26 protein-coding genes are annotated in these 25268 nt (G+C 70.6%); 12 read left to right on the forward strand and 14 right to left on the reverse strand.

The features are described 5' to 3' along the window. Positions 1 to 15: 15 nt before the first annotated feature. Complete coding sequence (locus MKK53_RS13020) at positions 16 to 945, reverse strand: histone deacetylase family protein (protein WP_243929124.1); 930 nt, start codon at positions 943 to 945, stop codon at positions 16 to 18. Positions 946 to 1333: 388 nt separating this feature from the next. On the opposite strand from MKK53_RS13020, the gene MKK53_RS13025 reads away from it, so the two are divergent. The 6 genes from MKK53_RS13025 to MKK53_RS13050 all read left to right on the forward strand — a co-directional run bounded on the left by MKK53_RS13025 (position 1334) and on the right by MKK53_RS13050 (position 6174). Beyond that, positions 1334 to 1774 carry a hypothetical protein gene (locus MKK53_RS13025; protein ID WP_243929125.1) on the forward strand — a complete coding sequence of 147 codons (441 nt, stop codon included), beginning with the start codon at positions 1334 to 1336 and terminating at the stop codon, positions 1772 to 1774. A 100-nt stretch (positions 1775 to 1874) separates the two neighbouring features. Continuing rightward, positions 1875 to 3878: an acetyl/propionyl/methylcrotonyl-CoA carboxylase subunit alpha gene (locus MKK53_RS13030; protein ID WP_243929126.1), complete on the forward strand. Its 2004-nt coding sequence runs from the start codon at positions 1875 to 1877 to the stop codon at positions 3876 to 3878. A 404-nt stretch (positions 3879 to 4282) separates the two neighbouring features. Continuing rightward, the gene (locus MKK53_RS13035) at positions 4283 to 4714 is read left to right on the forward strand and encodes a gamma-glutamylcyclotransferase family protein (protein ID WP_243929127.1); all 432 of its coding nucleotides are present in this window, start codon (positions 4283 to 4285) and stop codon (positions 4712 to 4714) included. A 42-nt stretch (positions 4715 to 4756) separates the two neighbouring features. Further along, positions 4757 to 5041, forward strand: coding sequence for an acylphosphatase (locus tag MKK53_RS13040; protein WP_243929128.1), 285 nt, complete (start codon positions 4757 to 4759; stop codon positions 5039 to 5041). A gap of 87 nt (positions 5042 to 5128) precedes the next feature. Further along, positions 5129 to 5875 (forward strand): DUF599 domain-containing protein, encoded by a 747-nt coding sequence (locus MKK53_RS13045; RefSeq protein ID WP_243929129.1) that lies wholly within the window; start codon positions 5129 to 5131, stop codon positions 5873 to 5875. After that, positions 5875 to 6174: a DUF3253 domain-containing protein gene (locus tag MKK53_RS13050; protein WP_243929130.1), complete on the forward strand. Its 300-nt coding sequence runs from the start codon at positions 5875 to 5877 to the stop codon at positions 6172 to 6174. The genes MKK53_RS13045 and MKK53_RS13050 overlap by 1 nt, the downstream gene beginning before the upstream one ends. On the opposite strand, the gene MKK53_RS13055 is transcribed toward MKK53_RS13050, so the two are convergent. The 5 genes from MKK53_RS13055 to epmA all read right to left on the reverse strand — a co-directional run bounded on the left by MKK53_RS13055 (position 6111) and on the right by epmA (position 10477). After that, entirely contained in the window at positions 6111 to 6938 is an 828-nt protein-coding gene (locus MKK53_RS13055) for a YdcF family protein (protein WP_243929131.1), read from the reverse strand. The two genes, MKK53_RS13050 and MKK53_RS13055, sit on opposite strands and share 64 nt — an antisense overlap. Positions 6939 to 6943: 5 nt before the next feature. Continuing rightward, positions 6944 to 7594, reverse strand: a complete 651-nt coding sequence (locus tag MKK53_RS13060; RefSeq protein WP_243929132.1) for a dimethylmenaquinone methyltransferase — start codon at positions 7592 to 7594, stop codon at positions 6944 to 6946. 197 nt (positions 7595 to 7791) lie between these two features. Further along, positions 7792 to 8403 (reverse strand): glutathione S-transferase family protein, encoded by a 612-nt coding sequence (locus tag MKK53_RS13065; RefSeq protein ID WP_243929133.1) that lies wholly within the window; start codon positions 8401 to 8403, stop codon positions 7792 to 7794. Continuing rightward, entirely contained in the window at positions 8379 to 9452 is a 1074-nt protein-coding gene (locus MKK53_RS13070) for a lysine-2,3-aminomutase-like protein (protein ID WP_313901548.1), read from the reverse strand. The genes MKK53_RS13065 and MKK53_RS13070 overlap by 25 nt, the downstream gene beginning before the upstream one ends. After that, positions 9449 to 10477, reverse strand: coding sequence for an EF-P lysine aminoacylase EpmA (epmA, locus tag MKK53_RS13075; RefSeq protein WP_279599016.1), 1029 nt, complete (start codon positions 10475 to 10477; stop codon positions 9449 to 9451). The genes MKK53_RS13070 and epmA overlap by 4 nt, the downstream gene beginning before the upstream one ends. 161 nt (positions 10478 to 10638) lie before the next feature. On the opposite strand from epmA, the gene efp reads away from it, so the two are divergent. Then, on the forward strand, positions 10639 to 11205 hold the full coding sequence (gene efp / locus MKK53_RS13080) for an elongation factor P (RefSeq protein ID WP_243929135.1): 567 nt from the start codon (positions 10639 to 10641) through the stop codon (positions 11203 to 11205). Between the two features lie 10 nt (positions 11206 to 11215). Here efp and MKK53_RS13085 read toward each other — a convergent pair whose 3' ends face one another. Beyond that, positions 11216 to 12199 carry a heparan-alpha-glucosaminide N-acetyltransferase gene (locus MKK53_RS13085; protein WP_243929136.1) on the reverse strand — a complete coding sequence of 328 codons (984 nt, stop codon included), beginning with the start codon at positions 12197 to 12199 and terminating at the stop codon, positions 11216 to 11218. A 326-nt stretch (positions 12200 to 12525) separates the two neighbouring features. Between MKK53_RS13085 and MKK53_RS13090 the strand changes: the two genes are divergently transcribed. The 3 genes from MKK53_RS13090 to MKK53_RS13100 all read left to right on the forward strand — a co-directional run bounded on the left by MKK53_RS13090 (position 12526) and on the right by MKK53_RS13100 (position 14228). Further along, on the forward strand, positions 12526 to 13119 hold the full coding sequence (locus tag MKK53_RS13090; protein WP_243929137.1) for a cold-shock protein: 594 nt from the start codon (positions 12526 to 12528) through the stop codon (positions 13117 to 13119). A 58-nt stretch (positions 13120 to 13177) separates the two neighbouring features. Further along, the gene (locus MKK53_RS13095) at positions 13178 to 13729 is read left to right on the forward strand and encodes a DUF192 domain-containing protein (RefSeq protein ID WP_243929138.1); all 552 of its coding nucleotides are present in this window, start codon (positions 13178 to 13180) and stop codon (positions 13727 to 13729) included. A 106-nt stretch (positions 13730 to 13835) separates the two neighbouring features. After that, entirely contained in the window at positions 13836 to 14228 is a 393-nt protein-coding gene (locus tag MKK53_RS13100; protein WP_243929139.1) for a hypothetical protein, read from the forward strand. A 252-nt stretch (positions 14229 to 14480) separates the two neighbouring features. Here MKK53_RS13100 and MKK53_RS13105 read toward each other — a convergent pair whose 3' ends face one another. The 3 genes from MKK53_RS13105 to MKK53_RS13115 form a co-directional block, all read right to left on the reverse strand. Beyond that, positions 14481 to 16259 carry a glucan ABC transporter ATP-binding protein/ permease gene (locus MKK53_RS13105; RefSeq protein WP_243929140.1) on the reverse strand — a complete coding sequence of 593 codons (1779 nt, stop codon included), beginning with the start codon at positions 16257 to 16259 and terminating at the stop codon, positions 14481 to 14483. 374 nt (positions 16260 to 16633) lie between these two features. Then, positions 16634 to 17092 carry a CAP domain-containing protein gene (locus MKK53_RS13110; protein WP_243929165.1) on the reverse strand — a complete coding sequence of 153 codons (459 nt, stop codon included), beginning with the start codon at positions 17090 to 17092 and terminating at the stop codon, positions 16634 to 16636. Between the two features lie 161 nt (positions 17093 to 17253). Next, a complete protein-coding gene (locus MKK53_RS13115) occupies positions 17254 to 19929 on the reverse strand; it encodes a DUF3772 domain-containing protein (protein WP_243929141.1) in 2676 nt (891 codons plus the stop codon). Between the two features lie 605 nt (positions 19930 to 20534). On the opposite strand from MKK53_RS13115, the gene MKK53_RS13120 reads away from it, so the two are divergent. Continuing rightward, positions 20535 to 21083, forward strand: coding sequence for an HNH endonuclease (locus tag MKK53_RS13120; protein WP_243929142.1), 549 nt, complete (start codon positions 20535 to 20537; stop codon positions 21081 to 21083). Here MKK53_RS13120 and MKK53_RS13125 read toward each other — a convergent pair whose 3' ends face one another. The 3 genes from MKK53_RS13125 to MKK53_RS13135 form a co-directional block, all read right to left on the reverse strand. Then, a complete protein-coding gene (locus MKK53_RS13125) occupies positions 21084 to 21344 on the reverse strand; it encodes a hypothetical protein (protein WP_243929143.1) in 261 nt (86 codons plus the stop codon). A gap of 29 nt (positions 21345 to 21373) precedes the next feature. Further along, positions 21374 to 22135 carry an outer membrane protein gene (locus tag MKK53_RS13130; RefSeq protein ID WP_243929144.1) on the reverse strand — a complete coding sequence of 254 codons (762 nt, stop codon included), beginning with the start codon at positions 22133 to 22135 and terminating at the stop codon, positions 21374 to 21376. A gap of 203 nt (positions 22136 to 22338) precedes the next feature. Then, complete coding sequence (locus MKK53_RS13135; protein ID WP_243929145.1) at positions 22339 to 23220, reverse strand: outer membrane protein; 882 nt, start codon at positions 23218 to 23220, stop codon at positions 22339 to 22341. A gap of 260 nt (positions 23221 to 23480) precedes the next feature. On the opposite strand from MKK53_RS13135, the gene MKK53_RS13140 reads away from it, so the two are divergent. Continuing rightward, positions 23481 to 23828 carry an MmcQ/YjbR family DNA-binding protein gene (locus MKK53_RS13140; protein WP_243929146.1) on the forward strand — a complete coding sequence of 116 codons (348 nt, stop codon included), beginning with the start codon at positions 23481 to 23483 and terminating at the stop codon, positions 23826 to 23828. Between the two features lie 7 nt (positions 23829 to 23835). Here the strand turns inward: MKK53_RS13140 and glmM are convergent, their stop codons facing one another. Next, complete coding sequence (glmM, locus tag MKK53_RS13145; protein WP_243929147.1) at positions 23836 to 25176, reverse strand: phosphoglucosamine mutase; 1341 nt, start codon at positions 25174 to 25176, stop codon at positions 23836 to 23838. Between the last annotated feature and the right edge of the window lie 92 nt (positions 25177 to 25268).

Raw genomic sequence — 25268 nt, forward strand, 5'->3', positions numbered from 1 at the left:
TGGTCCCGCGCGGGATCACCGCCCCATCAGGGCGTTCACATGGGCCGCGGCCGACTTGGCGAGGCCCTCCAGGCTGTAGCCGCCTTCCAGCACCGACACGACCCGCCCGCCCGCGCTCCGCTCGGCCACGTCCATGATCCGGCGCGTCGCCCAAGCGAAATCCTCCGCTTCGAGGCGCAGGTTGGCGAGGGGGTCGAGGCGGTGCGCGTCGAAGCCCGCCGAGACGACGATCAGATCCGGCCGGAAGGCTTCGAGCCGCGGGAGGATCCCCACCGTGAAGGCCTCGCGGAAGACCTCGCCGTCGTCGTTGGCCCGCAGGGGGACGTTGACGATCGTGTCCTTCTCCCCCCGCTCGGAGGCGGCGCCGCTTCCGGGGAAGAGCGGCATCTGGTGGGTCGAGCAGTAGAGGATGTCCGCGTCGTCCCAGAAGATATCCTGGCTGCCGTTGCCGTGGTGCACGTCCCAGTCGACCAGGGCCACCCGCCCGGCGCCGTGGGCGGCCCGGGCGTGGCGGGCGGCGATGGCCGCGTGGTTGAACAGGCAAAAGCCCATCGCCTGGGTCCGCTCGGCATGGTGCCCCGGCGGGCGCATCGCCACGAAGGCGTTGCTGCATTCGCCACGCATCACCGCATCGACGGCGTGGACCGCCCCGCCGATGGCCCGCAGGGCCGCCTCCATGCTGCCGGGCGAGAGGATCGTATCGGAATCGATGGCGACCATGCCCTCCTCCGGCACGGCGGCGACCAGCGCCTCCACATACGCGGCAGAATGGGCCAGGGTCGCCACCGAGGGCTCCGCCCGCGGCGCCGGCACCCGGACGAGGGCCGCGAACCGTTCGTCCTCCAGCGCGCGCTCGATCGCCCGCATCCGCGCGGGCCGCTCCGGATGCCCCTCGGGCACCTCGTGGTCGAAGCTCGCGGGATGGCTCACGTACAGGGTCGTCACGCGGGCATCCTCCCGAAATCCGTCCTATCGCGAGACCGCGGCAGGAGCCGGCAATGTGGCATGGGCCGAACGCGCGGGCCATGGGTCGGTGCCGGCGCGACGGGCCGGAACGGGGGTTTTCCGAGCCCGACTGGAAGCGCCCCCTCGGCCGCCATCCGCCCGTGCCGCGGGCGCTTGGCAAGTCTTTAACCGTGTGCCCGGCGTCGCGATGGTCATCTTCCGCTAACGACGCCCCGCAACCTTCGAATAAGGCTCTCTCGTTGGCAGGTGTTTACCTGAAGAGCCGTTCAGATTTGGCCGTTAACCTCTGAAAGATCAGCCGCACCGTACTGTCGGATACACGGAACGACGGGGCCGACCTGAACGAAGGTCGCGGAGACAGGCGAACATGACCCAGATCTCGGTTGAACAGTTCTGCAACCATGCCGTGTCGGCGGGTGCGATCTCCCCGGAGGACCTCCTCGCCCTCAAGCGCGAGGTGACGCCGGACGGCATCACCTGCCGCGAGGAGGCCGACCTGCTGATCGCCCTGGAGCGGGCGGTGCCCTCCTCGACCGACTTCGCCGACTACCTCGTGGCGTTGGTCGTGGACTACGTGGTGTGGGTCGAGCGCTCCACCGGCTACGTCGACCGCGAGACCGCCGGCTGGCTCGCCGCCTCGATCAGCGGTCGCTCGGGGCCCAGCCCGGTCGGAGCCCGCATCGCCCAGGAGATCGTCCGCGAGGCCCAGGGCTCGGCCGAGGCGCTGACCGCGTTCGCCCTGGAAGCGAATCGCTGGGTGCGCGAACCCGCCTCCCGCTCGCGGATGCACTTCGCCCTCGCCGCCTGACACGGACCTCGGCACAGCTTCCGTCCGCCGCTCATCTGTTCTATCGGAGCGAACAAGCCGGTCTGTAATCCGGCGATCCCCATCCAGGGCGGCCCGAGAGATGTTCGACAAGATTCTGATCGCCAACCGCGGCGAGATCGCTTGCAGGGTGATCAAGACCGCGCGGCGAATGGGCATCAAGACCGTGGCGGTCTACTCGGATGCCGACAGGGATTCCGTGCACGTCGCGATGGCCGACGAGGCGGTGCATATCGGCCCGGCCGCGGCGTCCCAGTCGTATCTGGTGATCGAGAAGATCGTGGAGGCCTGCAAGCAGACCGGCGCCCAGGCGGTGCATCCGGGCTACGGCTTCCTCTCCGAGCGCGAGGCCTTCCCGAAGGCGCTCGAGGCCGCGGGCATCGTGTTCATCGGCCCGAACCCCGGCGCCATCGCCGCCATGGGCGACAAGATCGAATCGAAGAAGGCCGCCGCCGCAGCCCACGTCTCGACGGTGCCGGGCTTCCTCGGGGTGATCGAGAGCCCCGAGCACGCGGTGAAGATCGCCGACGAGATCGGCTACCCGGTGATGATCAAAGCCTCCGCCGGCGGCGGCGGCAAGGGCATGCGCATCGCCCATTCCGCCGGTGAGGTCGCCGAGGGCTACGCCCGCGCCAAGTCCGAGGCCTCGTCCTCCTTCGGCGACGACCGGGTCTTCGTGGAGAAGTTCATCACCGACCCGCGCCACATCGAGATCCAGGTGATCGGCGACAAGCACGGGAACGTGATCTACCTCGGCGAGCGCGAGTGCTCGATCCAGCGACGCAACCAGAAGGTGATCGAGGAAGCGCCGTCGCCCCTCCTCGACCCCGAAACCCGCAAGAAGATGGGCGAGCAGGCCGTCGCCCTCGCCAAGGCTGTGGACTACGATTCGGCCGGGACGGTGGAGTTCGTCGCGGGGCAGGACAAGTCGTTCTACTTCCTTGAGATGAACACGCGGCTCCAGGTGGAGCATCCGGTCACCGAGATGATCACCGGCCTCGACCTCGTGGAGCTGATGATCCGCGTTGCAGCCGGCGAGGCGCTGCCGCTGACGCAGGAGCAGGTGAAGCTCGACGGCTGGGCGGTGGAGAGCCGCGTCTACGCCGAGGACCCGACCCGCAACTTCCTGCCCTCGATCGGCCGGCTCACCACCTATCAGCCGCCGGAAGAGGGCCGCCAGGGGGAGGCCGTCGTCCGCAACGACACGGGCGTCGAAGAGGGCGGCGAGATCGCGATCCACTACGATCCGATGATCGCCAAGCTCGTCACCTGGGCGCCGACGCGCCTTCAGGCGATCACGGCCCAGGCGGAGGCGCTGGACGCCTTCGCCATCGACGGGATCCGCCACAACATCCCGTTCCTGTCGGCGCTGATGGCCCATCCCCGTTGGCAGGAGGGGCGCCTCTCCACCGGCTTCATCGCCGAGGAGTTCCCCGAGGGCTTCGTCGCGCCGCAGCCCGAGGGCGCGGTGGCGACCCGGATGATGGCCGCCGCGGCGGCGATCGACCACAAGCTCAACCAGCGCAAGCGCGGGATCAGCGGCCAGATGCGGGCGCCCGGCCTGTTCGCCTTCGAGAACGAGCGGGTGGTGACGCTCGCCGGGCACACCTATCCGGTGACGGTGGAAACGGACGGCGATGGGGTCATCGTGACCCGCGAGGATGGGGCCGCGCTGCATGTGGCGAGCGGGTGGCGGCCCGGCCAGCCGGTCTGGATCGGCACCGTGGACGGGGAGCGCGTGGCCATCCAGGTCCGCAGCCTGCTGAACGGCGCCTTCCTGCAGCACGCCGGTGCGGCCGCCGAAGCGCGGGTGTTCACCCGCCGCGAGGCCGAGCTGGCCGCCCTGATGCCGGTGAAGGAGCATGCGGGTTCCGGCAAGCAGGTGCTCTGCCCGATGCCGGGCCTCGTGAAGCAGATCCTCGTGGCCGAGGGCCAGGAGGTGAAGAACGGCGAGCCCATCGCCGTGGTCGAGGCCATGAAGATGGAGAACGTGCTCCGCGCCGAGCGTGATGCCACGGTCGGCAAGATCCACGCGAAGGAGGGCGACAGCCTCGCCGTCGACGCGGTGATCCTCGAATTCGCGTGAGGCCTGCGCGGACCTGAGTGCGGTCCACCACGAGCAGACGAAGCTCCCGGCGACGGCGTTGCACGACATCGCCGTAGCCTGAGTCGTGGTGGGCTTCCTCACGCCGATCACGGCGGTGAGCTTCGGGGTCGCGAGCGCCGCCGCTGCAGGCCGGCACCGGGGTCTGCGCGGGGGTGTGGCTTTGCACGGCGATCAGTGTCCGTGGAATCGCGAGAAACCTTCTTCGGAACCTCAAACGTTGAGTTCCGGCCAGGTCTCCGTCACCGTCGTGATCCCGGCGGTGACGCTCGGAGTGGCTCACATCGCCATGCGGGCCGACGAGTGGGCGACTGGCCGCCTCGATCCTCCTCTCCCGGGTGAGTGAGTCCGGGCCGCACACCCTCATCCGGATCCCATCGGCGCCAGTGCCCCTCTACTTCGCCTACGGCGCCAACATGGACGCCGCCGCCATGGCCCGGCGCTGCCCGGTCTCGCGCCTGATCGGCCTGGGCCACTTGCCGCACCATCGCTTCATCGTCATGCGCGAGGGCTACGCCTCCGTGGTGCGCGACCCGAGCCGCACCGTCCACGGCGTCCTGTGGGAACTCGCCCTCGACGACATCCCCGCCCTCGACCGCTACGAGGGCGTGGCCGGCGGCCTCTACGCCAAGGCGACCCTGCCCGTGCACACGGGCGAGGGCGTGCGCCGGGCGCTCATCTATCTCGGCCGGTCCACGGCGCCGGGGCGACCGCGGCCGGGTTATCTCGAAGCCGTCCTCGCCGCGGCGGCGGCGGCGCCGCTGCCCGCGCCCTACATCCGCGAGGTCGGCGGCTGGCGCCGCGGGCCGCCCGTATGAGGCGACGGCCGGCGTGACACGCGCCGAAGGGGGGAGAGGGGCATGGACGAGGTGCGCACGGTCTCCGCGATCATCCGCGGGCGGGTGCAGGGGGTGTCGTACAGGGCCTGGACGAAGGACACCGCGACCGGGCTCGGCCTGTCGGGACACGTGCGCAACCGGTCCGACGGCGGCGTCGAGGCGCTGTTCAGCGGCCCCGCCGACGCGGTCGGGCGCATGCTCGACCTGTGCCGGAAGGGGCCGCCCGGCGCCCGTGTGGACGATGTCGCCGCAACCGACGAGACCGGGGGGCCGGCCACGCAGGGGTTCGTGGTCCGGTTGGGCTGATGCCGCACGGACGCGGGTTCTGCCCCCGCCACCGGGCTGATAAGGCCATGGCCTAATGCGCGCGCACGTTCCCCCCGCCCTGACGCCATGACCGACCTGTCCGTCGCCGGCCCCGGCTTCTCCACCCTCGACCTCGCGGCCCTGGTCTACTTCCTCATGGCCTGGACCGCCTACGGCCTGTCCGTCGGGCGCCTGCGCGGCCGCAGGATCTCGCTGAGCCGCATCATGGACCGCCACCGGGAGAACTGGGCGCGCCAAGTGATCGTGCGCGACAACCGGGTGGTGGACACCCAGATCAACGCCTCGCTCCAGAACGGCACCGCCTTCTTCGCCTCGACCTCGCTGATCGCCCTCGGCTCGGTGCTGACCCTGTCGCGCTCGGGCGACGACGTGATCAACCTGTTCGCCACCCTGCCGTTCGGCACCATCGCCAACCGGTTGACCTGGGAGGTGAAGGTCGCCGGGCTCGCCTGCGTCTTCACCTACGCGTTCTTCAAGTTCGCCTGGGCCTACCGGCTGTTCAATTACAGCGCGATCCTGCTCGGCGCCGTCCCGCCGAAGGGATCGAGCGTCCCCGAGGCCGAGATGGTGCGGACCGTGGCCCGGATCGCCAAGATGAACGTGAGCGCAGGCAGCCACTTCGCCCGGGGCCAGCGGGCGTTCTTCTTCGCCCTCGCCTATCTCGGCTGGTTCGTGAGCCCGATCATCCTGTTCGTCTCCACCACCTTCGTCGTGACGGTGATGTGGCACCGGCAGTTCGGCTCGTGCATCCGGCGGGAGATGCTCGCGTTGGGTGAATGTGAGCACGAAGGCCCGTTGGGCGGGAGTTTCTGATGCAGACCGATCCCCAGGCCATCGAGGAGACGATGCTTCGCCTCGCGACGGAGCGCGGCGCGGGCAAGACCATCTGCCCGTCGGAGGTGGCGCGGGCCCTCGGGGGGCCGCATTCGGAGGGATGGGGGCCGTTGATGCAGCCGGTGCGGCGGGTCGCCGTGCGCCTCGCCCACGAGGGCCGCATCGCGATCCTGCGGAAGGGCCGCCCGGTCGATCCGGACGATTTCCGTGGGATCTACCGGTTGGCGTTGCCCGAGGCGGACGGCGAATCCGGAGCCGGCAGCCAATCTGGGATGTAGCCCGCGAGGCGGTAGGCCACGAGGCCGATCCATTCCTTCACGGCGAGGTCGAACTGGAGCAGCCCGTCCGAGCTGAAGCCGTGGACGTGGAGCACGTCGCCCCAACCCTTGGTCCGGTAATCGACCGGGTAGGCGTCCACGGTGAAGCCGGCCTGCCGGAAGCAGCCGACGGCCCGGGGCATGTGCCAGGCCGAGGTGAGCAGCAGCCAGCGCTCGCCGGGCTTGGGCTGGACGAGGGCGGCGGAGAACGCGGCGTTCTCTCGGGTGTTGCGCGAGCGGTTCTCCAGGATCACCCGGCTGCGGGGGAGGCCGATCACGTCCGCGTGGCGGCTCACGATGTCGGCTTCGGAGACGCCGCCGCCGATGAAGCCGCTGCCGCCGGAGAACAGCAGCCGCGCCTGCGGATAACGCCGGGCGAGGTCGGCGAAGTACATCGGCCGCTCGCCCGCATCGTTGACGACGACCTGATCCCGCGCCTCCGACAGCCCGGCCTCGATGCCGCCGCCGAGCATGATGATCCCGGTCGGCGCCGGCCCATCGGCCGGGTAGGGCGGAAACCGCTGTTCCAGGGGCAGCAGCGCCAGCTCGGAGGCGGGAAACATCCCGGCGAGGAGCAGGCCCACCGTGCCCGTCACCGCCAGGACCGTGCCGGTGCGGCGCGCCCGCGTCGCGACGAGCAGCAGCACGCCCGCCACGCTCAGGAAGATCAGCAGGTTCGAGGGGGTGATCAGGAAGAAGACCACCTTGGAGACGATGAAGAACACGGCTGTCAGGCCGTGCCGGTGTCGGCTTCGAAGCGGGCCCGTGCCGCCGCGTCCGGCGGGAGTAGGCCGTAGAGGCTGTTTCCCTTCTCGGCCTCGCGCTGCAGCCACAGGTCGAGGCGCTGCTGCTCCACCGCCTCCAGGGCGATCTGCTCGGCGAGGTCCGGCGGGATCGCCACGATGCCGTCCGGGCCGCAGACCACGATGTCGCCGGGGTGGAAGGCCGCGCCGCCGCAGCAGACCGGCTGCCAGCTCCCCGCGAGCGTCAGGCCCCCGGCGGCGGCCGAGGCGGCGGACCAGACCGGCAGGCCGACCTCTTCGGCGATGCCGGCATCGGTGACGAGGCCCGCTGCGCCGCGGCTCGACAGGCGGCCGGCGAGGATGGCGCCGAAGGGGAGGGGGCGGCCCGTGCCGGCGGCGTCGATCACCACCACGGCGCCTTCGGGTACGGATTCGATGGCGGTGGCGAGGTCGCCGATCCCCTCGCCGCGGGCGGGGACCATGCGCAGGGTGTAGGCCGGGCCGACGATGGTGGTGCTGCTGCGCCGGGTCAGGTTGGCGGGTGCGAAGTCCCGCAGGCCCGCCCGTTCGAGCGCCCGCCCGATGCTGGCCGTGGTGACGGCGCTGAGCGCATCGCGCAGGGTGGGGTCGATCGCCATACGGACGCTCCGGCTCGGTCTCGGTGAGGGGATGGCGCGCGCCCGGCGGCAACGCAAGGGGAAGGGTGTGGACAGCGCCGATGCCGGCGCCGCATTGCCCTCCCCCCTCTGCGGGGGAGGGGCGCACAGTCCGGAAGCCCGGACGAGCGACGCGAGGGAGGTGTCCGCTCGCAGGCCAGCCGCTGCGGCAGCCCCTCTCACCCCACCGGTTCGCCCAGCGCGCGGGCGGCGGCGGGGCGGGTGGCGATCCGGTCGTACCAGCGGCGCAGGTTCGGCAGGTCGGGCCGCTCGGCGGGCAGGTTCAACCAGCGGTGGGCGGCACAGCCGAGGGCGATGTCCGCGATGGTGAAGCCCTCGCCCACCGCGTAGCCGCGCCCGGCGAGGTGCGCGTCGAGGATGGTGGCGTAGACCTGCGAGGCGGCGAGGGAGGCCGCCACGAGCGCCCTGTCCGGCTCGGCCGTGCGGAACAGTTGCCAGAAGGCATCCCGCATGGCCGGGGTGAAGCTCGTGGCCTGCCAGTCCACCCATTGCTCCACATGGGCGCGCTGGCGCGGATCCTCCGGCATCGCCAGGGCCGGGCTGACCGAGGCGACGTAGCGCATGATGGCGTTCGACTCCCAGAGGACGAAACCGTCCTCCTCCAGGGTCGGGACCAGGGCGTTCGGGTTCATGGCCCGGTAGGCGGGCTCGCGCACGATGCCGTGCGAGCCCCCCGCGTCGATGCGCTCGTAGGGGAGGTCCGCCTCGTCCAGGGCCCACACCGCCTTCTGGACGTTGACCGAGGTCAGTCTTCCCCAGAGTCTCCGCATCGTGCCGTCTCCTTCGGTGGGTAGGGGTGCGTCCGCCCCGCCGGATCGGTCACTTCGGTACCCGCGGCGGTGTCGCGAAGATAGGCCGGCCCCACCGGGACCTTGCCGTGACCGCCGGGGATGTCGAGGACGTAGGTCGGCTGGGCGAGTCCCGAGAGCCGCCCGCGCAGGTCCCGCATCAGCGCCTGACCCTCGGCCAGACTCGTGCGCAGGTGGCCCGTGCCCGGCGCGAGGTCTCCGTGGTGCAGGTAATAGGGCTTGATGCGGTTCTCCACGAAGGCCCGCATCAGCGCCTCCAGGGTGGCGGGGTCGTCGTTGACCCCCCGGAGCAGGACCGTTTGGCTCACCATCGGGATGCCGGCCTCCACCAGCCGGGCACAGGCGGCCTGGGCCGCTCCGGTGAACTCCCGCGGGTGGTTGGCGTGGAGCGCCACGAACACCGCCCCGCCGAAGAGCCGGAGGGCTTCCACCAGCGCCCCGCCGACGAGGCCGGGCTGGACCACCGGCACGCGGGTGTGCAGGCGCAGCACCTTCACGTGGGGGATCGCCCCCAGCCGCGACGCGATCATGCCGAGCCGCCGGGGCGAGAGGGCGAAGGGGTCGCCCCCCGTCAGCACCACCTCCCAGATCGCCGGGTCGGCGGCGATATAGGCGAAGGCCGCCTCGAACTGCGCCTCGGTGAGGGTGCCGAGCCCGTCCGGGCCGACGCTCTCCCGGCGGAAGCAGAAGCGGCAATAGACCGGGCAGACGTGGAGCGGCTTGAGCAGCACCCTGTCCGGGTAGCGGTGGATGAGGCCCGGCATCTTCTCGTGGGCGCCGTCGCCGATGGGGTCGGCGCGCTCCTCCGGCACCACCGCCAGTTCCTCCGCCCGGGGCACGAACTGGCGGGCGATGGGGTCGGCGGGGTCGGCGGTGTCGATCAGTTCGGCCATGTCCGGGGTGATCGCCAGGGCGTAGCGGGCGAGCACCGGCCGCAGGCCCTCGATCTCCCCCTCCGTCACGAGGCCCGCGGCGGCGAGCTGCTCCGGGTGCCGCAGGACGCCGCTCACGGGGCGGTCTCCGCCACCGGCGTCCACAGCACGTCCTCGATCCGCCCGGCGCCGCAGGCCAGCATCACCAGCCGGTCGAAGCCGAGCGCGATCCCCGACGCGTCCGGCATCGACGCCAGGGCGTCGAGGAACTCCCCGTCGATCGGATAGCGCTCGCCGTAGACGCGCTCCTTCTCGTCCATCTCGGCCTCGAAGCGGCGGCGCTGCTCGGCCGGCTCGGTCAGCTCGCCGAAGGCGTTGGCGAGCTCCACCCCGCAGGCGTAGAGCTCGAACCGCTCGGCGACCCGCGGATCCTCCGGTGCGGGCCGGGCGAGGGCGGCCTCGCTCACCGGATACTCGCAGAGGATCGTCGGCCTCCCGAGGCCGAGATGCGGCTCGACCTGCGCCACCAGCACCCGGGAGAACAGGTCCGCGAAGGTGTCGTCCCCCGCCGACCGCAGGCCCGCCGCCGCGACTCCGGCCGCGAGGCGGTCCCGGTCGGTGGTCCCGTCCCGGGCGATGCAGGCGAGGAGGTCGATGCCGGCGTGGCGGGAGAAGGCCTCGGCGAGCGTCAGGCGCTCCGGTTCGGCGAAGGGGTCGGCCTCCCGGCCGCGCCACGTCAGGCGCTTCACCCCCGCAACCTCGGCGGCCAGGGCCAGGAGGGCGGCGGCGTCCCCCATCAGCGTCCCATAGGGCTCGCCGGCTCGGTACCATTCCAGCATCGTGAATTCGGGATGGTGCAGCGGGCCGCGCTCGCGGTTGCGGAACACGTGGGCGAAGGCGAAGGGGCGCGCCTCCCCCGCCGCCAGGAGCTTCTTGCAAGCGAATTCCGGCGAGGTGTGGAGGTGGAGGGGCGTGCGGGCTCCGCTGGCGCCGATCGCCTCGGTGGAGAAGGCCGAGAGATGCGCCTCGTTGCCCGGGGAGACCTGGAGGCAGGCCGCCTCGATCTCCACGAAGTCCCGCGCCGCGAACCAGGCGCGGAAGGCGGCGGTGATTCGGTTGCGCAGGAGCAGCCGCGGCCGGCGGTCGGCGTGGCGGGCCGGCATCCACCAGGGGGAGGGCGCGTCAGCCACGGGTGGGGCGCTCCGGTGGAAGTGCCGTGCCGCGGCTGGCAACCGGGCCGCGAATGGGATAGGTGCGGGAACCCGCTTGCGGAACTGCGCCCTGCGCGCGCCGCCAGAACCTCGTCAATGCAGGACCATTTCCCGTGAAGGTGATCGCCTCGACGCTCCGCAAGGGCAACGTCGTCGAAAAGGACGGCAAGCTGTACGTGATCCTGTTCGCGGAGAACATCCACCCCGGCAAGGGCACGCCGGTCACGCAGCTCGACATGCGCCGGATCACCGACGGTGTGAAGGTCTCCGAGCGCTACCGGACCACCGAGCAGGTCGAACGGGCGTTCGTCGAGGACCGGGAGCACACGTTCCTCTACAGCGACGGCGAGGGGTTCCACTTCATGAACCCCGAGAATTACGAGCAGGTGGCCGTGCCGGAGGATGTGGTGGGCGACGCCGCCCCCTATCTGCAGGAAGGCATGGCGGTGATGCTGTCGAGCCACAACGGCGTGGCGCTGACCATCGAGCTCCCCCAGCGCGTGACGCTGGAGGTGGCCGAGACCGAGCCGGTGCTGAAGGGGCAGACCGCCTCGTCCTCCTACAAGCCCGCCACCCTCTCGAACGGCGTCCGCACCACCGTGCCGCCGCACATCGCCGCGGGCACCCGGGTGGTCGTGATGACCGCCGACGGCGCCTACGTCGAGCGCGCCAAGGACTGATCCCGCCCGGTCAGCGCGGGGCGCCGTCCTCGGCGGCGGCGTAGCAGCCCTGCGACAGGGCCTGGGCGCGGGCGCGCTCCGGCACCGTGTAGGGGCGGCCGTCGTCCCGGAACAGGTCCTCGCGCACGAGCGCCTCGCTGGTGCAGCGGGCCGCCACCCGGCAGGGGGCGGCTTCGCCGCCGCTGCGGGTGCACATGGCGAGGTAGTCGGCCCGGAACGCCTTCAGCCCGGCCTTCGGGTTCGGCCCCACCACCTGCGCGAGCGCGAAGGCGAGGCCGAACAGCAGCGGCTGGTGGATCAGGTAGACCGCGAGGCTGTGCCGGCCGGCGAAGGCCGCGGCCCGCCCGAGGGCGCCCCGGGGCTCCCAGGCGCCGAGCCTGGAGCGGGCGAGGGCCGGCAGGCCGAGCCGCCCTAGGACGATGCCCACGAGCACGATTCCGAACCACGGGAACAGCGGCACGTAATCGTTGGTGTGGGGCGTGACCCGCCCGAGGCCGAGGAACCACAGGAACGGGGAATCGAGCCAGTCGGCCTTCACCAGCAGGGGCGCGGCGAGGATCGCCGCCGCCGCCGCCAGGGTCGCCGGCCAGGGCAGGAACAGGAACGGCAGGCCGATGACGCTCGCCACGGCGATGCAGTGCAGGACCCCGAAGAACACGTAGGCGTCCGGAAAGACGATGCGGGTGGCGAGGGTGACCAGCAGCGCCCCGCCCGCGACCCGCGCGAGGCGCCGGACGGTCGGCCCCAGGCGGAGGCCCCGTCCGTTCATCAGCACCAGCCCGATGCCCACGAGCAGCAGGAACGAGCCGGCGATCCCCTCGGCCGCGTGCCGGCCGAGGGGTGTCGCGGCGTAGTTCTCCGGCGTCAGGCGCAGGTTGCCGAGGTCCCACACGCCGTGGAAGCACGCCATCGCCAGGAGGGCGACGGCGCGGGCGACATCGATGACGGGCAGGCGCCGGACGGGCGTGATTCCGGGCGGTGGGTTCGCGACCATGGCCCGCTCAAACCACGTGCGGCGTCCTCGCACCACTCCCGCTTCGCCCCTCGCACGATCGTGATTTACGCTGGCGCGAAGTTGCGGCCACGCTCGCGCCGTGTCTTCGCGGAGGGGGACGCTGCAATCCGCAGCGTCGTTTCGGCGCGGCCCCCGGTCCGGCGCGTCGTCGTCCGCTCCTGCGGAGTGTTGCGAACGCGCCGCCCCGCGCAAGATTGCAGCCACGCCGGGCGCGGTTGCCGGTCAAATGGGCTTCCAGCGATTCAGGACTTCGTTAATCTTATGCCGCGAGCGCGCGCAGCGATTCAGTATAGGTAGTTTCGGCCATGTCTGACGAACGCGGATCCGGGCCGGAGATCCCTGAGCTTCCGGAGGGCCATGCGGCCGAGCATGCCGACGAGCCGTTGGACCTCGTGGAAGTCGCCGGGCGCATCAAATGGTTCGACGTGGCGAAGGGCTTCGGCTTCATCGTTCCCGATGACGGATCCGCCGACGTGCTGCTCCACGTGACCTGCCTGCGCCGGGACGGGTTCCAGGCGGCGAGCGAGGGCGCGCGGGTGGTGGTGGAGGCGGTGCAGCGCCCGCGCGGCTGGCAGGCGTTCCGGGTGGTCTCCCTCGACCAGGGCGCGGCCCTGCACCCGTCCGAACTGCCGATGCCGCGGACCCATGTGACCGTCACGCCGACGAGCGGCCTGGAGACGGCGGTGGTCAAGTGGTTCAACCGCCTGCGCGGCTTCGGCTTCCTCACCCGCGGGGACGGGACGCCCGATATCTTCGTCCATATGGAGACGCTGCGCCGCTACGGGATCGCCGAGCTGAAGCCGGGCGAGTCGGTGCTGGTCCGCTACGGCGACGGGTCCAAGGGCGTGATGGCCGCCGAGGTGCGGCTGCTCGAAGGCGGCCTACCGGTCTCCCACTGAGCCCCGCCCTCACGGATCGGTGTCGCGGGCCGCGTCGCGCCGGCCGCGGGGACGCGCTATGAGGGGCGTTCTCCGGCCGCCACGGCCCGATCTGCGTGAGGCTTGCCCTTTGACCCGCGTTTCCCGCTTCCTCGCCCGCCTCGCGCTCGCGGGTGCCTGCCTCGCGCCGGTCGTCGCGGTCCCGCTCGTCCCCGCCGCCGCGCAGGCGGTGGCCAAGGCCGCCCAGGCGCCGACCGAGACCCTGACGATCGCCACCGCGGGCGGCGCACGCCGCTTCGCCGTGGAGGTGATGCGCGACGACGCCAGCCGCAGCCGCGGCCTGATGTTCCGCCGGCACATGGCCCCCGACCACGGCATGCTGTTCGACTTCGAGCGGGACGAGCCGGTGACGATGTGGATGAAGAACACCTATCTGCCCCTCGACATGGTGTTCATCCGGCCGGACGGGACCGTCTCGCGGGTGGCCGCCGACACCGAGCCGCTGTCGACGGCGATCATCCCCTCGAACGGGCCCGTGCTCGCGGTGCTGGAACTGAATGCCGGCACGGCCGCCCGCCTCGGCATCAAGGCCGGCGACAAGGTCGAGCATTCGATGTTCGGCAAGCGCTGACAGACAGGCCGGGGCGTCCGTGAACATCTCGGGAACGGACGCTTGACCTCCCTGTGAAACCGGTCCAGTGTTCGTGGAACGTTCCATTAACAACCGGGACCTCCCGATGAGCGACCTGGCCTCCTTCGAACTCTTCCGTAACGCCGAATGGTCTGTCCAGGAGGACGGGCTGGAGCATCGCGGCACCGGCTATTTCATCGCCCGCGCCTCCGTCGCCGCCCGCCGGGCCGAGCGACTGTGGGACTGGCCGCTGCAGATGGCCGAGAAGGCGTGGTGCCGGCCCAGCCTGTTCCGCGAGGCCTTCCTCGTCGCCCTCGAAAGTTTCGGGATCGAGCGGGACGGCGACCTGACCCGTTCCTTCGCCCTGGGCTTCGGCATCCGCGCCGCGGAGGAGCGGGGCGCGGACGGGTTCGTGAAGCTCGCCGACATCCTGCGCCCGCGGGAGACCCCCGTTCCGGTGCCGGCCCGTTCGACGGGGCGGCGCTACGCGGCGGTGTGAGGCGCTCCGTCGCCGCGGAGGAGGGGGCGCGGCCCGGTCGTCGGGCGGGCCTCTCCCTGGATCCTCTCCCTGCACCCGCGATGGCGGGATGACGCCCGCCGCCGTCGAAGCCGGTCCCCGTCCTTCGTGAGATCGCGGCGCTCTCGCCGCTGGCGCGACGGACCGGAAGCTCCCGCTACCGAGAGCACGCACACAAAGACCCCCGGTGATGCCATTGCCGGGGGTCTCTTTCCGTTCCGAGCCGTGAGGCGGTCAGGCCGCCAGGGCGAGGCCGGTCTCGTCCTCGTCCGCCTGCGCCGCCATGAACTGGGCGCGGGCGAGTTCGGTGAAGCGGCCCTCGAGGGCGACCAGTTCATCGAAGGTGCCGGCCTCCACGATCCGGCCCTCGTGGAACACGAGGATCCGGTCGGCGTCGCGGATCGTGGCGAGGCGGTGGGCGATCACGAAGGTGGTCCGCCCTTCCATCACGGCTTCCAGGGCGCCCTGGAGCTTGCGCTCGGTGGCCGCGTCGAGGGCCGAGGTGGCTTCGTCGAGGATCAGCACCGGCGGGTTCTTCAACAGCGCCCGGGCGATGGAGAGCCGCTGGCGCTCGCCGCCGGAGAGGGAGCGGCCGCGCTCGCCGATCACCGTATCGAGACCGTCCGCCTGCCGGGCCATGAACTCGCCGGCCTGGGCGCGCTCCAGGGCTTCCAGCATCTCGGCATCCGTGGCGTCGGGGCGGCCGACCTGCAGGTTCTCGCGGATCGAGCGGGCGAACAGCATCGGCTCCTGGAACACCACGCCGATGTTGTGGCGCAGCGAGCTGAGGGCGACGTCGCGCACGTCGAGGCCGTCGATCCGGATCGCGCCGGAGGCCGGGTCGAAGCTCCGGTGCAGGAGGCCGAGGGTGGTCGACTTGCCCGAGCCGGTGGTGCCGACGAGCGCGATGGTCTCCCCCGGCTTGGCCGAGAAGGACACCCCGTCGAGGGCCCGGCGGCGGCCGTCATAGGTGAAGGTGACGTCCTCGAAGGTGACCTCGCCCGCGAACCGCGCCACCTGCTTGGCGTAGGGCCGGTCGGCGACGGAGGGCACCGTGTCGTAGATGGTGAAGAACTCGGCGATCTTCGGGGCCTGCTGGAACAGGCCGTTCACGAAGCCAACCACGTGGTCGAGCCGGGAGACCAGGGCCGTGGCGAGGCTCATGAAGGCCACCACCTCGCCGACGGTGGTCGTGCCGGCCTGATAGAGCGAAATGCCGGTCACGAAGATCGCGGTCATGGTGATCGTCGCCGACGCGCGGGTGGCGACGTTGGCGAGCGCCCACCAGGACAGGACCGGGATCTGCGCGGCGAGCAGCTTGGCGATGATGTCGCGCATCGCGTCCTTCTCCGCCTTGGCGCGGGTGAAGGACTGGATCACCGCGACGTTGCCGAGGGCGTCCGAGGCGTGGGCGGCGAGGCCGGAATTGAAGTGCTCCACCTGCCCCTGCAGCGTTTCCGTGCGGCGCATCACGAAGGTGGTCAGGGCGGTGAAGGCGAGCACCAGCACCACGAGGATCGAGCCGAGCTGCCAGTTGATGAACAGGGTCAGCGGCAGGAGAACGCCGAGGGAGACCAGGGCGACGAGGTGGTCGCGGAAGAAGCCGAGCCACAGCCACGCCATGCCGTTCGTGCCTTCTAGCATCGCCTTCAGGACGCGGCCCGAATGGTTGGCCGAGTGGAAGGCGAGCGGAAGGTCGAGGACGTGCTCGAAATAGGCCGCCATGCTGGACAGGCGGTTGCGGTGGGACAGCCGGTCGGCGTGGAGGGCGATGAACACCCCGGCGCCGATGGTAAAGAATCCGAAACCGACCCAGGCCAGGATGAGCGGCAGCATCTGCGACATGGCGTTGCCGCCGCGGTTCAGATGGGTCAGCCCGTCGATGATGCGGCCCATGAGCAGCGGTTCGGCGAAGGACGCCACCGCCAGCAACACGTTGGCCACGGCGAGGGAGATCGCCAGCCGCCGCTCGGCCTTCAGGAAACCAAGAACCCGTCCGTACAGACGAACCATCGAACCGCTCCGCCGCCGGCCCCGACCCTCCCGGGTCATGGGACCGCCCCCAAGCCACGTCGCGCGGGTTTCGCCCGCTTCCGGGGTTCAATGCCCCCATGCGACGAGGGGCTTATGCGGTGTCCCGGCTGAACGGACGATGACGGGACGTCACAGGATCCGTCGAGACTTTACCATTCGTTCAGCACGTCGGCCTGACACTGGCCGCAGGTGTGCCTGGAATCCGGTCACGCGGCCCGCGAAACCGCGCCGGGCCACGCCTCACGGAGCCCGCCGCCGTACTGTCTGGACGACCTCTCCACGCCGGCCCACCGGCGGGTGGCGGTGATGCTGAAGGCACCCCCGCCCCGGCGGCCGGGGGTAGGCCGTGGGCGCTACTTCGCCGTGAGCAGCGCCCAGTAGACCTTGTACTTCGAGCCCGGCGCATAGGCGGTGGCGATGCCCATCCGGCCGGCCTTCGGGTCGAGCATGGTGGCGTTGTGGGGCGGGCTTTCCCGCCAGCCGGAGAACGCCTCGGCGAGGGTGTGGTAGCCCGCCGACAGGTTGGCGTTCACATCCGCGTAGCCGAGCCGCGTCACCGCCGCCTTCACCGTCTGCGCCTTGCTCGGCCGGTCGGCCGCGGCCATCGCGGCGGCCTCGGTCTCCGCCAGTTTCTGCAATTCGGGATCGATGGTGAGCGGGGGCGCCCCGTTGTTGCGCCGGTAGGACGAGATCATGTCCCGGGCCGTCTCGACATCGACCTGCGCCGTGTTCGTCGCCAGCGGCAGGTAGAGGGCCGGGACGACCGTCGCGGCCGGGGGGCTCGCCGCGCAGGCGCCGAGCAGGACGGCCACGGCCCCTGCCACGAGGGGGATGGCGATTCTCGATCCGCTGTCCTGTCCGGTTCTGTCTGTCACGTCCGTGCGATCCGCCGCTGTGCCTGCTGGAGGCCGGATATAAGCGCTGCCCCGGCATTTCGCATCCGGCGGCGGGCGTCGCTGGCCCTCCCTCGCGCTCACCCCTGCGCGGTGGGCTCCTTCCCGCCCCCCGGATCCTGGCTCGGGCGGACGAAGGTCTTGGCGATGGCGCCCATGGCGTCCTGCATGCCGTCGAGCCCATGCACCGTGACGATGCTGGACCCCGGCCCGAGGGGCGGGATCATGCCGCTCTCGGTGAGCGTCCGGAAGACCGCGAAGTTCAGGTCCGTCTGCACCTTGAGGCCGAGGGACACGTCGCTGATCCACGCCAGCAGTTCGAACTCGAGGAAGGTGTCGCCGATCTTGCGGAACACCACCCGCGGCGGCGGATCGCGCACCACGTTCGCGTGCGCCTCGGCGCAGCCGGTGATCAGCTCCGCAGCCCTCACCGGGTCCTGGTTGCGCAGGACGTTGACCGTGAGGGACAGCCGCCCCGTCCGGTCGCCCCGCACCCGGTTCTTCACGATGCCGGAGATGAGGTTCGAGTTGGGGACGATCACCGCGGACCGGTCGAAGGTCTGGATCTCCGTGGAGCGGACCGAGATCCGCTTCACGATGCCCTCGGAATCGCCGATCACCACCTGATCGCCCACCCGAATCGGCCGCTCCCACAGGAGCAGCAGGCCCGAGACGAAGTTGTTGACGATGGATTGGAGGCCGAAACCGATACCCACCGACAGGGCGCCGGCCACGATGGTGAGCTTCTCCAGGCTCAGGCCGAGATAGGAGAAGGCCAGCGCGAGGGAGAGCAGGAAGCCGCAATAGCCCGCCACCGTCGAGATCGAGTTGCGCAGGCCCGCATCGAGGTCCGTGGCGGGCAGGTAGGTCTGGTCCAGCCATCTCTGGATGGCGCGGGTGACGACGACACCGATCACCAGCACCCCGATCCCCAGGGCGATCGAGGACAGGGAGATCGTCACCCCCCCGACCTGGAAGCCGAAGAAGGCCGACCGCATCGAGGAGACGAGGTCCGTCGAATCGAGGCCCCAGGGGGCCAGGATCAGGAGGGCGGCGACGAGGATCAGCACCACCCGCGCCGCGCCGGTCGCCAGGACCGAGATCTGGTTCAGGGACCGTTTGCGCAGGCCCGTGTTGGCCTGGAGGGCGGTGGCGAGGCGGCTCTCGTCGGTGAGCGCCCGGCCGAGGAACGTGTCGACGCTCTGGACCAGCAGGTAGAGCATCACCAGGACGACCGCCATCCAGATGAGCTGGTCGATCAGGAAGGTCGCCAGGGCGACGTAGCCGCCCAGCGCCGCCATGCCGATGACGCCGACGGCGACCCAGCCGATGAGGCGGGCCGGGCCGCCGATGCCGGTGGTGGTCTTGGTCGGCACGTAGGGGCCGAAGCAGGCCTCCTCCTCCTGCTCCGTATCCGCGAAGCGGTGCAGGCCGATGGCGAGGATCAGGGCGGTGGCGACGGCGCCGATGCCCCGGGTGGCGATGGAGATGGGCAGAGCGGCGGAGATGCCCGAGTTGAGCGCCTCCACCGACTTCACCACCGTCGCGATGGTGGCGACGCCGACCGCCAGGAGCTTGAGCCGCGTGGCCGCCGAATCGCTGACCGGGGCGGGCCGCCACGCCGGCTTGTCCGGGCTGAGCAGCCCCTCGCACAGGGCCTCGACGGCGGCGATGAAGGCGAGGCCGAGCAGGATCGCCCCCGCCACCGGCAGGAGCCGGGAGGGGAGCAGGTCGGTCTCGTCCAGGGCGTAGAACACCGCGTAGGAGCCGGCCACCGCCGGCACCGTGCCGACGAGGATGACCCGCCACGCCCCGAGCAGGGTGGCCCTGCGGGACGGCTCGGTCCTGGTCTCGTCGCGCCTCGCCGCCCGCGGGGCGATGTTGCGCCGTCCGAAGTAGAGCGCCACCGACACGCCGAAGGCGAGGCCGAGAAGCAGCAGGTTGCCGATGCTTCCGTTGCGGGTGAACAGCAGGCCGATGTCGGCGACGGCACTCGAGAGCGCCCGCATGTCGCGGGGGAAATCGGCCATGACCCTGGTCCAGAGGCCGGGGCTGATGAGCGGCTGCGTGCGCTGGAACAGGTCGCGGGTGAAGGAGGCGCGGCGGCGGTTCGAGACCCGGTCGATGAGCTGGTCGCCCTGCACCACGAGGGAGCGGGCGAGGCGCTGGGTCTCGTCGATGCGGTTGACCGCGGCCTCGCGCTCGGCGCGCTGCTGGGCGACGTCCGCGCTCTCCTCGCCCTCCTTCGGCTTGGGGCCGAGCTGCGAGAGCCGCTCCCGTGCGGCCGCCAGGGGCGCGTCGAGGCGGCTGACGATGTCGCGCACGTTGTCCGTGACGACGGACACCGCCTCGCGGATGGCGGTGAGGTCCGCGGCGGCGAGGTCGTTGTGGCCGAGTTCCTTCTCGCGCCGGTCGAGTTCGTTCTTCGCCTCCTCCAGCTTCGCCCGGACGGCCTTGAACTGCTCCGGCAGTTCCGGCTGCACGGCCGGCGGCTTCGCCTCCTCCGCCTTGCCGTCCGCCGGCTTTCCGTCCGCACGCTTGGCGTCGGTGGGCTTGGCGTCCGTGGGCTTGGCGTCACCGGACTTGGCCGGCGGCGGGGCGGCGGGGGCGCTCGGCTGGGCCGCCGGCTGGGCCACCGCGGGGAGGGGCGAGGTCAGGCACAGGGCCGCCGCAAGGGCGGCCAGAAACGCGAGCGGCGTGGCGTGGAACCGGCGCGGGCCGTGCGGCGTGGATACGCGCACTGGCGGAAACGGCATGGGCAAACCTCTCGATGGATGACCGGGTCGCCACCCGGATGCGGGGGCCCGGCGATTCGCGGCGGAGCGCGGCAAACGGGCCGCGCGGGCCCGCCGGTTCGCCAGAGGAATAGGGCGAAAGCACGGGTGACCCAACCCCGAAGCCGGCCGGAACGACCGTCCGGCGGCGCCGACGGGCGCCCTCCCGCGATCAGACGCCACCGGGAATAGTGCCCCTCCGCGAAGTATCTCCCTGTGGGTGCGTCCCTGCGGCCGAAAGCGAAAGCTTCACAAGGGTGTCACGGTGGGATTAGATGAACGCCTTATGGACAGGGCCTTTTCGTCACGAAGCGAAGGGGCGCGGCCGGCGGCGATCACGTCCCGGCCCGGCCGCGTACCGTATCCGAGTGCCAGCCCCGGCGTGGTTTCCCGCCGGTCCCTGGCCCTGTCGCACGCCTTCATCCTCAATCCGACACCGCGCGATGTGCGCGCCGGGACCCGCCCTGCTGCGGGCGCCCGGCGTCGCCATCCGCCCGTCGCCGGCCGCGAACGCGGCGGGTGGGCGGGGCGCGGGACACTTCCCGCGCGCTGGACGCGCCAGAGATAGCCGTGAGCGAGACGCGCCGATGATGGATCTGCAAACCCTCGTCCTGAACGCGGATTATCGGCCGCTCTCGTACAATCCGTTGTCCCTATGGTCGTGGAAGGACGCCTTCACGGCCCTGTTCCTCGACCGCGTCACGCTGGTGGCGAGCTACGACGTGGAGGCGCGCTCGCCCTCGCGGTCGCTGCGGGTGCCGAGTGTCGTCGCCCTGAAGAACTACGTCGCCCTGGCGCGCAGCCCGGCCTTCACCCGCTACAACATCTACCTGCGGGACGGCTTCGCCTGCCAGTATTGCGGCCTGCGCCTGCCCTCGGGGGGGCTGACCTTCGACCACGTGGTGCCCCGCTCCCGGGGCGGCCTGTCGAGCTGGGACAACGTCGTGGCGGCCTGCTCGCCCTGCAACCTGCGCAAGGCGAACCGCACGCCGGACGAGGCCGAGATGCCCCTGATCAACGCGCCGCGGCGGCCGACACGCTACGAGCTGCACCACCGCCAGCCGGAATTCGACCACCGGCAGTATCACCACACGTGGCTCGACTACCTCTACTGGGACAGCGAGCTGGAGAGCTGATCACCGTCCGTAGGCGCCGCGGTCGCGGATGCCCGGCGGCTCGTTGTACATCGGCACCGCGTTGTTGCGGGGCAGATAGTCGCTGACGAGGGCGGGCGGCGGCCCGTAGACCGGCGGCAACCCGACGGGGCGATGGACCCGCCGCACCCGGTGCGGCGGCGCATCGGCGAAGGCGTCGTCCCGGGCCGCGGCCGGAGCGAGCCCGGCGCACACGAAGATCGCGAGCAACGGCAGGCGGACGGCCGATTGGCGGAGGGTCATGGCGAAGGCTCCGGCAAGGGTGTCGGCGATCAGAACTTGACCGCCGCGCCGCCACGGACGGTGTTCAACTGGATCTTGCGACCGTCGAAGTCCTGGAAGTTGAGATACTGATATTCGGCGCGCAGGAGAATGTTGGGCGTGATCGCGTACTCGATGCCCGCGCCAGCCGCGACGCCGACGAGGATTTTGGAGCTGCTCACCTGCGCGATGGGGGACGACGACGGCGGGATTCCATACAGGCCTTGCCGGAAGGACGCTTCCCCGATGGCGAGACCGCCCGTCACGTAAGGCAGGAAGTTGCCGATCGCGTATCCGGCCCGCGCGCGGATCGTGCCATAGTTCTCAAGGCTCGAGCGTTTCGTGGCCGCCACCGAGTAGGGCAGGAATACGCTATCGGCGGTGGCGATCCAGAGCGATTTTCTGCTGTTGTGGGTGTAGTCGGCCTCGATGCCGAGAACCACATCGTCGAATTGCGCATTGAAGCCGGCGAAGGCGCCAAAGCTGTCGTTGGACCCGCGCGAGGCATAAATCTTGGAAGACGTGATGCTGTAGCCGCCCAACCCCGGTGTCGAGTTGGCGTAGTTGGCCAACGACGATTGCACGTTCGTGCGTTTGTCGAGGGCACCCGACGTCCAACCGCCGTGGCCGCCGACATAGACGCCGCTCCAATCGATGGTGGCGGCGGGCGGCGGGTCGTAATCCGCGCCGCGCAGGTAATCGTAGTCGAGATCGGCGGCCTGGGCCGTTCCGGCTGCGCTCAGGGCGAGCAGCGATACCAAAATCTGACGCATCCCAAACAGTCCCCGGGGCTGCGAAGCAAGTGAATCTTCACGCCACACCATTGTGGTACGCCAGTAACCTTAATTGACCGTTGCGATGATCAATCACGGCCCGATTGCGTAGGCGAATTTCACGGCAAACGATGGTGTGCGGGTCCTGCAAACGCAAACGGCGCGGGAAACCCGCGCCGTTGACGATCCTTTCGGATGAAGGATCAGTACTTCCGCACGAGCGGCTCGGACATGAGCGGCGGCAGCGGGGCGAAGGCGGCGGCGCCGATCAGGTAACGCAGGCCGAGCTTGATATCGTGCGCCTCGATGTTCTTCGCCTTCAGCACGGTGGTGCAGGCATCCGACGAGACGTCGAGACAGGTCAGCGGGCCGGTCTGGCCGTGGCCGAGGTTGAGGTAACGGTAGGCCAGTTCGACCTTGAAGTTCGGGGTCACATCGTAGGCGAGACCGGCATGGAGCGCCCAGGCGAGGCTCTCGGTCGACTTCGACTTGAAGTAGCCCGGCGAGGTCGGCTGGTTGAAGCGGTAGGGCGAGTAGAAGTTCGTCACGCCGCTGTCGGTGAAGCCCTGGAAGTAGTTGAAGGCCACGCCGACGCCGCCGCCGACGAAGGGCGTGATGCCGTACCACGTGCCGAGGTCGAAATAGCCGTTCGCCAGCACGACGGCGGCATCGTAGTGGCCGTTGGTCAGGTTGAAGTTGCGGCCGGTGACCTCGTTGTTGCAGCCGCAACCGAAATCGTTGTAGCTCCCCAGCCGCAGGCTGGCCGTGCGATACTCGCCGGTGACGTCGCCGCGCAGGAAGCTGTTGAACTGGTAGCCGACGCCGACCCCGGCGAAGAGACCGCCGGACTGGGCTTCGCCGAAGAACACCGTGCCGGGGATCTCGGTGGCCCGGTACTTGGGCGCCGTGTAGATGCTGGCGCCGACGTCGCCGCGGAGGTACCAGCCCCCCGCGAAATCGATCGGCTCGGGCATCGGCGGGGGAGGCGGCGGCAAAAGATCTGCTGCGGCGGCGAGACAGGGCGCGCCGACGCTCGCCACGAGCGTCGCGACGCGCATCATAGCGTGAAGCTTGGAGCGGGCCATAAGGTTTCCTTCACTCGTATCGTGTGCCGGAAGCTTAGTGCCGGCTTAGTGACGAATCCGAGGATGACCGGAACCTCTTAAACTGAGCTTAACGTTAAGTTTTAGCCCTGAGATAGATTTCATCGCTGGGGTGAAATCTTTCACGCCCGTTAATACACGGGCGAGCGGTTCGGCACTCGTAAAGGTTTGGCGGTGACGCATCTCGACACGCGAATACAGGCCGGTGATCGGCGGTCCCGGCTGCGGCCCGGGGGAGGGCGATGACGGGCGAGGATGTCCGCGGCCTGGCGGGCCTGCTTCCCGAGGTGATCGAGGGGGCGCACCGGGGCAACCCCGATTTCCGCGTGGGCGGACGGGTGCTCGCCACGCTCTGGGTCGAGGAGGAGCGGCTGGTGCTGCGGCTGACGCCGGAGGCGCGCGACGCGTTCTGCGACGCCGAACCGGACCTGTTCCAGCCCCTCGACGGCGCCTGGGGCCGGCGGGGCTGGACCAACCTCGACCTCGACCCGTGCGAGGAGGAGACCTTGCGCGCGGCCCTGCTCGCGGCCTGGCGCGTCACCGCCCCGGCCGACCTCTTGTTGCGTTACGAAGGGCTGACGGGGGGCTGACGCCGGCTCAGGCGGCGGCCTTGGCGACGGCCTCGACCACCTCATCGACCACCTCGGCCACGAGGGTGCGGTCGTCGCCCTCGGCCATCACCCGGATCACCGGCTCGGTGCCGGAGGGGCGGATGACGAGGCGGCCGGACTGGCCGAGGCGCCCGCGGGCCTGCTCGATCACCGTCACCACGCTGTCGTGCCGGAGGGGTTCACCGGAGCGGTAGCGGACGTTCTTCAGGATCTGCGGCAGCGGGTCGAAGCAGTGGCACACCTCGCTCACCGGCTTGCCGCTGCGCTGGACCACGCTGAGGATCTGCAGGGCGGCCACCAGCCCGTCCCCGGTCGTGGTGTAGTCCGACATGATGATATGGCCGGATTGCTCGCCGCCGAGATTGTAGCCGTGCTCGCGCATATGCTCCAGCACGTAGCGGTCGCCCACCGCCGTGCGGGCGAGGCCGAGCCCGAGGCCGCCGAGGAACCGCTCCAGGCCGAGATTCGACATGATCGTCGCCACGATGCCGGGCTGGGTGAGGCGCTCGTCCTCCTTCCACGACCGGGCGACGACGGCCATCAGCTGGTCGCCGTCCACGACGTGGCCCTTCTCGTCCACGATCAGCACCCGGTCGGCGTCGCCGTCGAGGGCGATGCCGATATCGGCGCGGCGCTCGCGGACCATCTCCACCAGGGCGGACGGGGCGGTGGAGCCCACGTCCCGGTTGATGTTGAACCCGTCCGGCTCGACGCCGATGCTGATGACGTCGGCGCCGAGCTCCCACAGGGTCTCCGGCGCGACGCGGTAGGCGGCGCCGTTGGCGCAATCCACCACCACCCGCAGCCCTTCGAGGGTGACGGAGCGCGGCAGGGTCCGCTTGGCGAATTCCACGTAGCGGGCGTGGACGGATTCGATCCGCTTGGCCCGGCCGAGTTCGGAGGATCCGGCCAGCCGCGTGTGCAGCTCGGCGTCGATCAGCGCCTCGATCTCCCGCTCGACCTCGTCGTTCAGCTTGAACCCGTCGGGCCCGAACAGCTTGATGCCGTTATCCTCGTAGGGGTTGTGCGAGGCCGAGATCATCACCCCGATGTCGGCGCGCATGGAGCGGGTCAGCATCGCCACCGCAGGGGTCGGCACCGGCCCGAGCAGCAGCACGTCCATCCCCACCGAGGTGAAGCCCGCCACCAGGGCGGTCTCGATCATGTAGCCGGACAGGCGGGTGTCCTTGCCGATCACCACCCGGTGGCGATGGTCGCCGCGCTGGAACACGAGGCCGGCGGCTTGCCCGACCTTCAGGGCCAGCTCCGGGGTGATGATACCGTTGGCCCGGCCGCGGATGCCGTCGGTTCCGAAATACTTGCGCAACGTCGCATCTCCGGCGCCGACCGGGGCGCACCCCTCGGACTGTAGCAGATTTCCCCCGCCGCCCGAGGTTCGGACGGCCGTGTGGTGAATCG

The sequence above is a fragment of the Methylobacterium sp. J-076 genome, from assembly GCF_022829405.1.
Classification (GTDB): domain Bacteria; phylum Pseudomonadota; class Alphaproteobacteria; order Rhizobiales; family Beijerinckiaceae; genus Methylobacterium.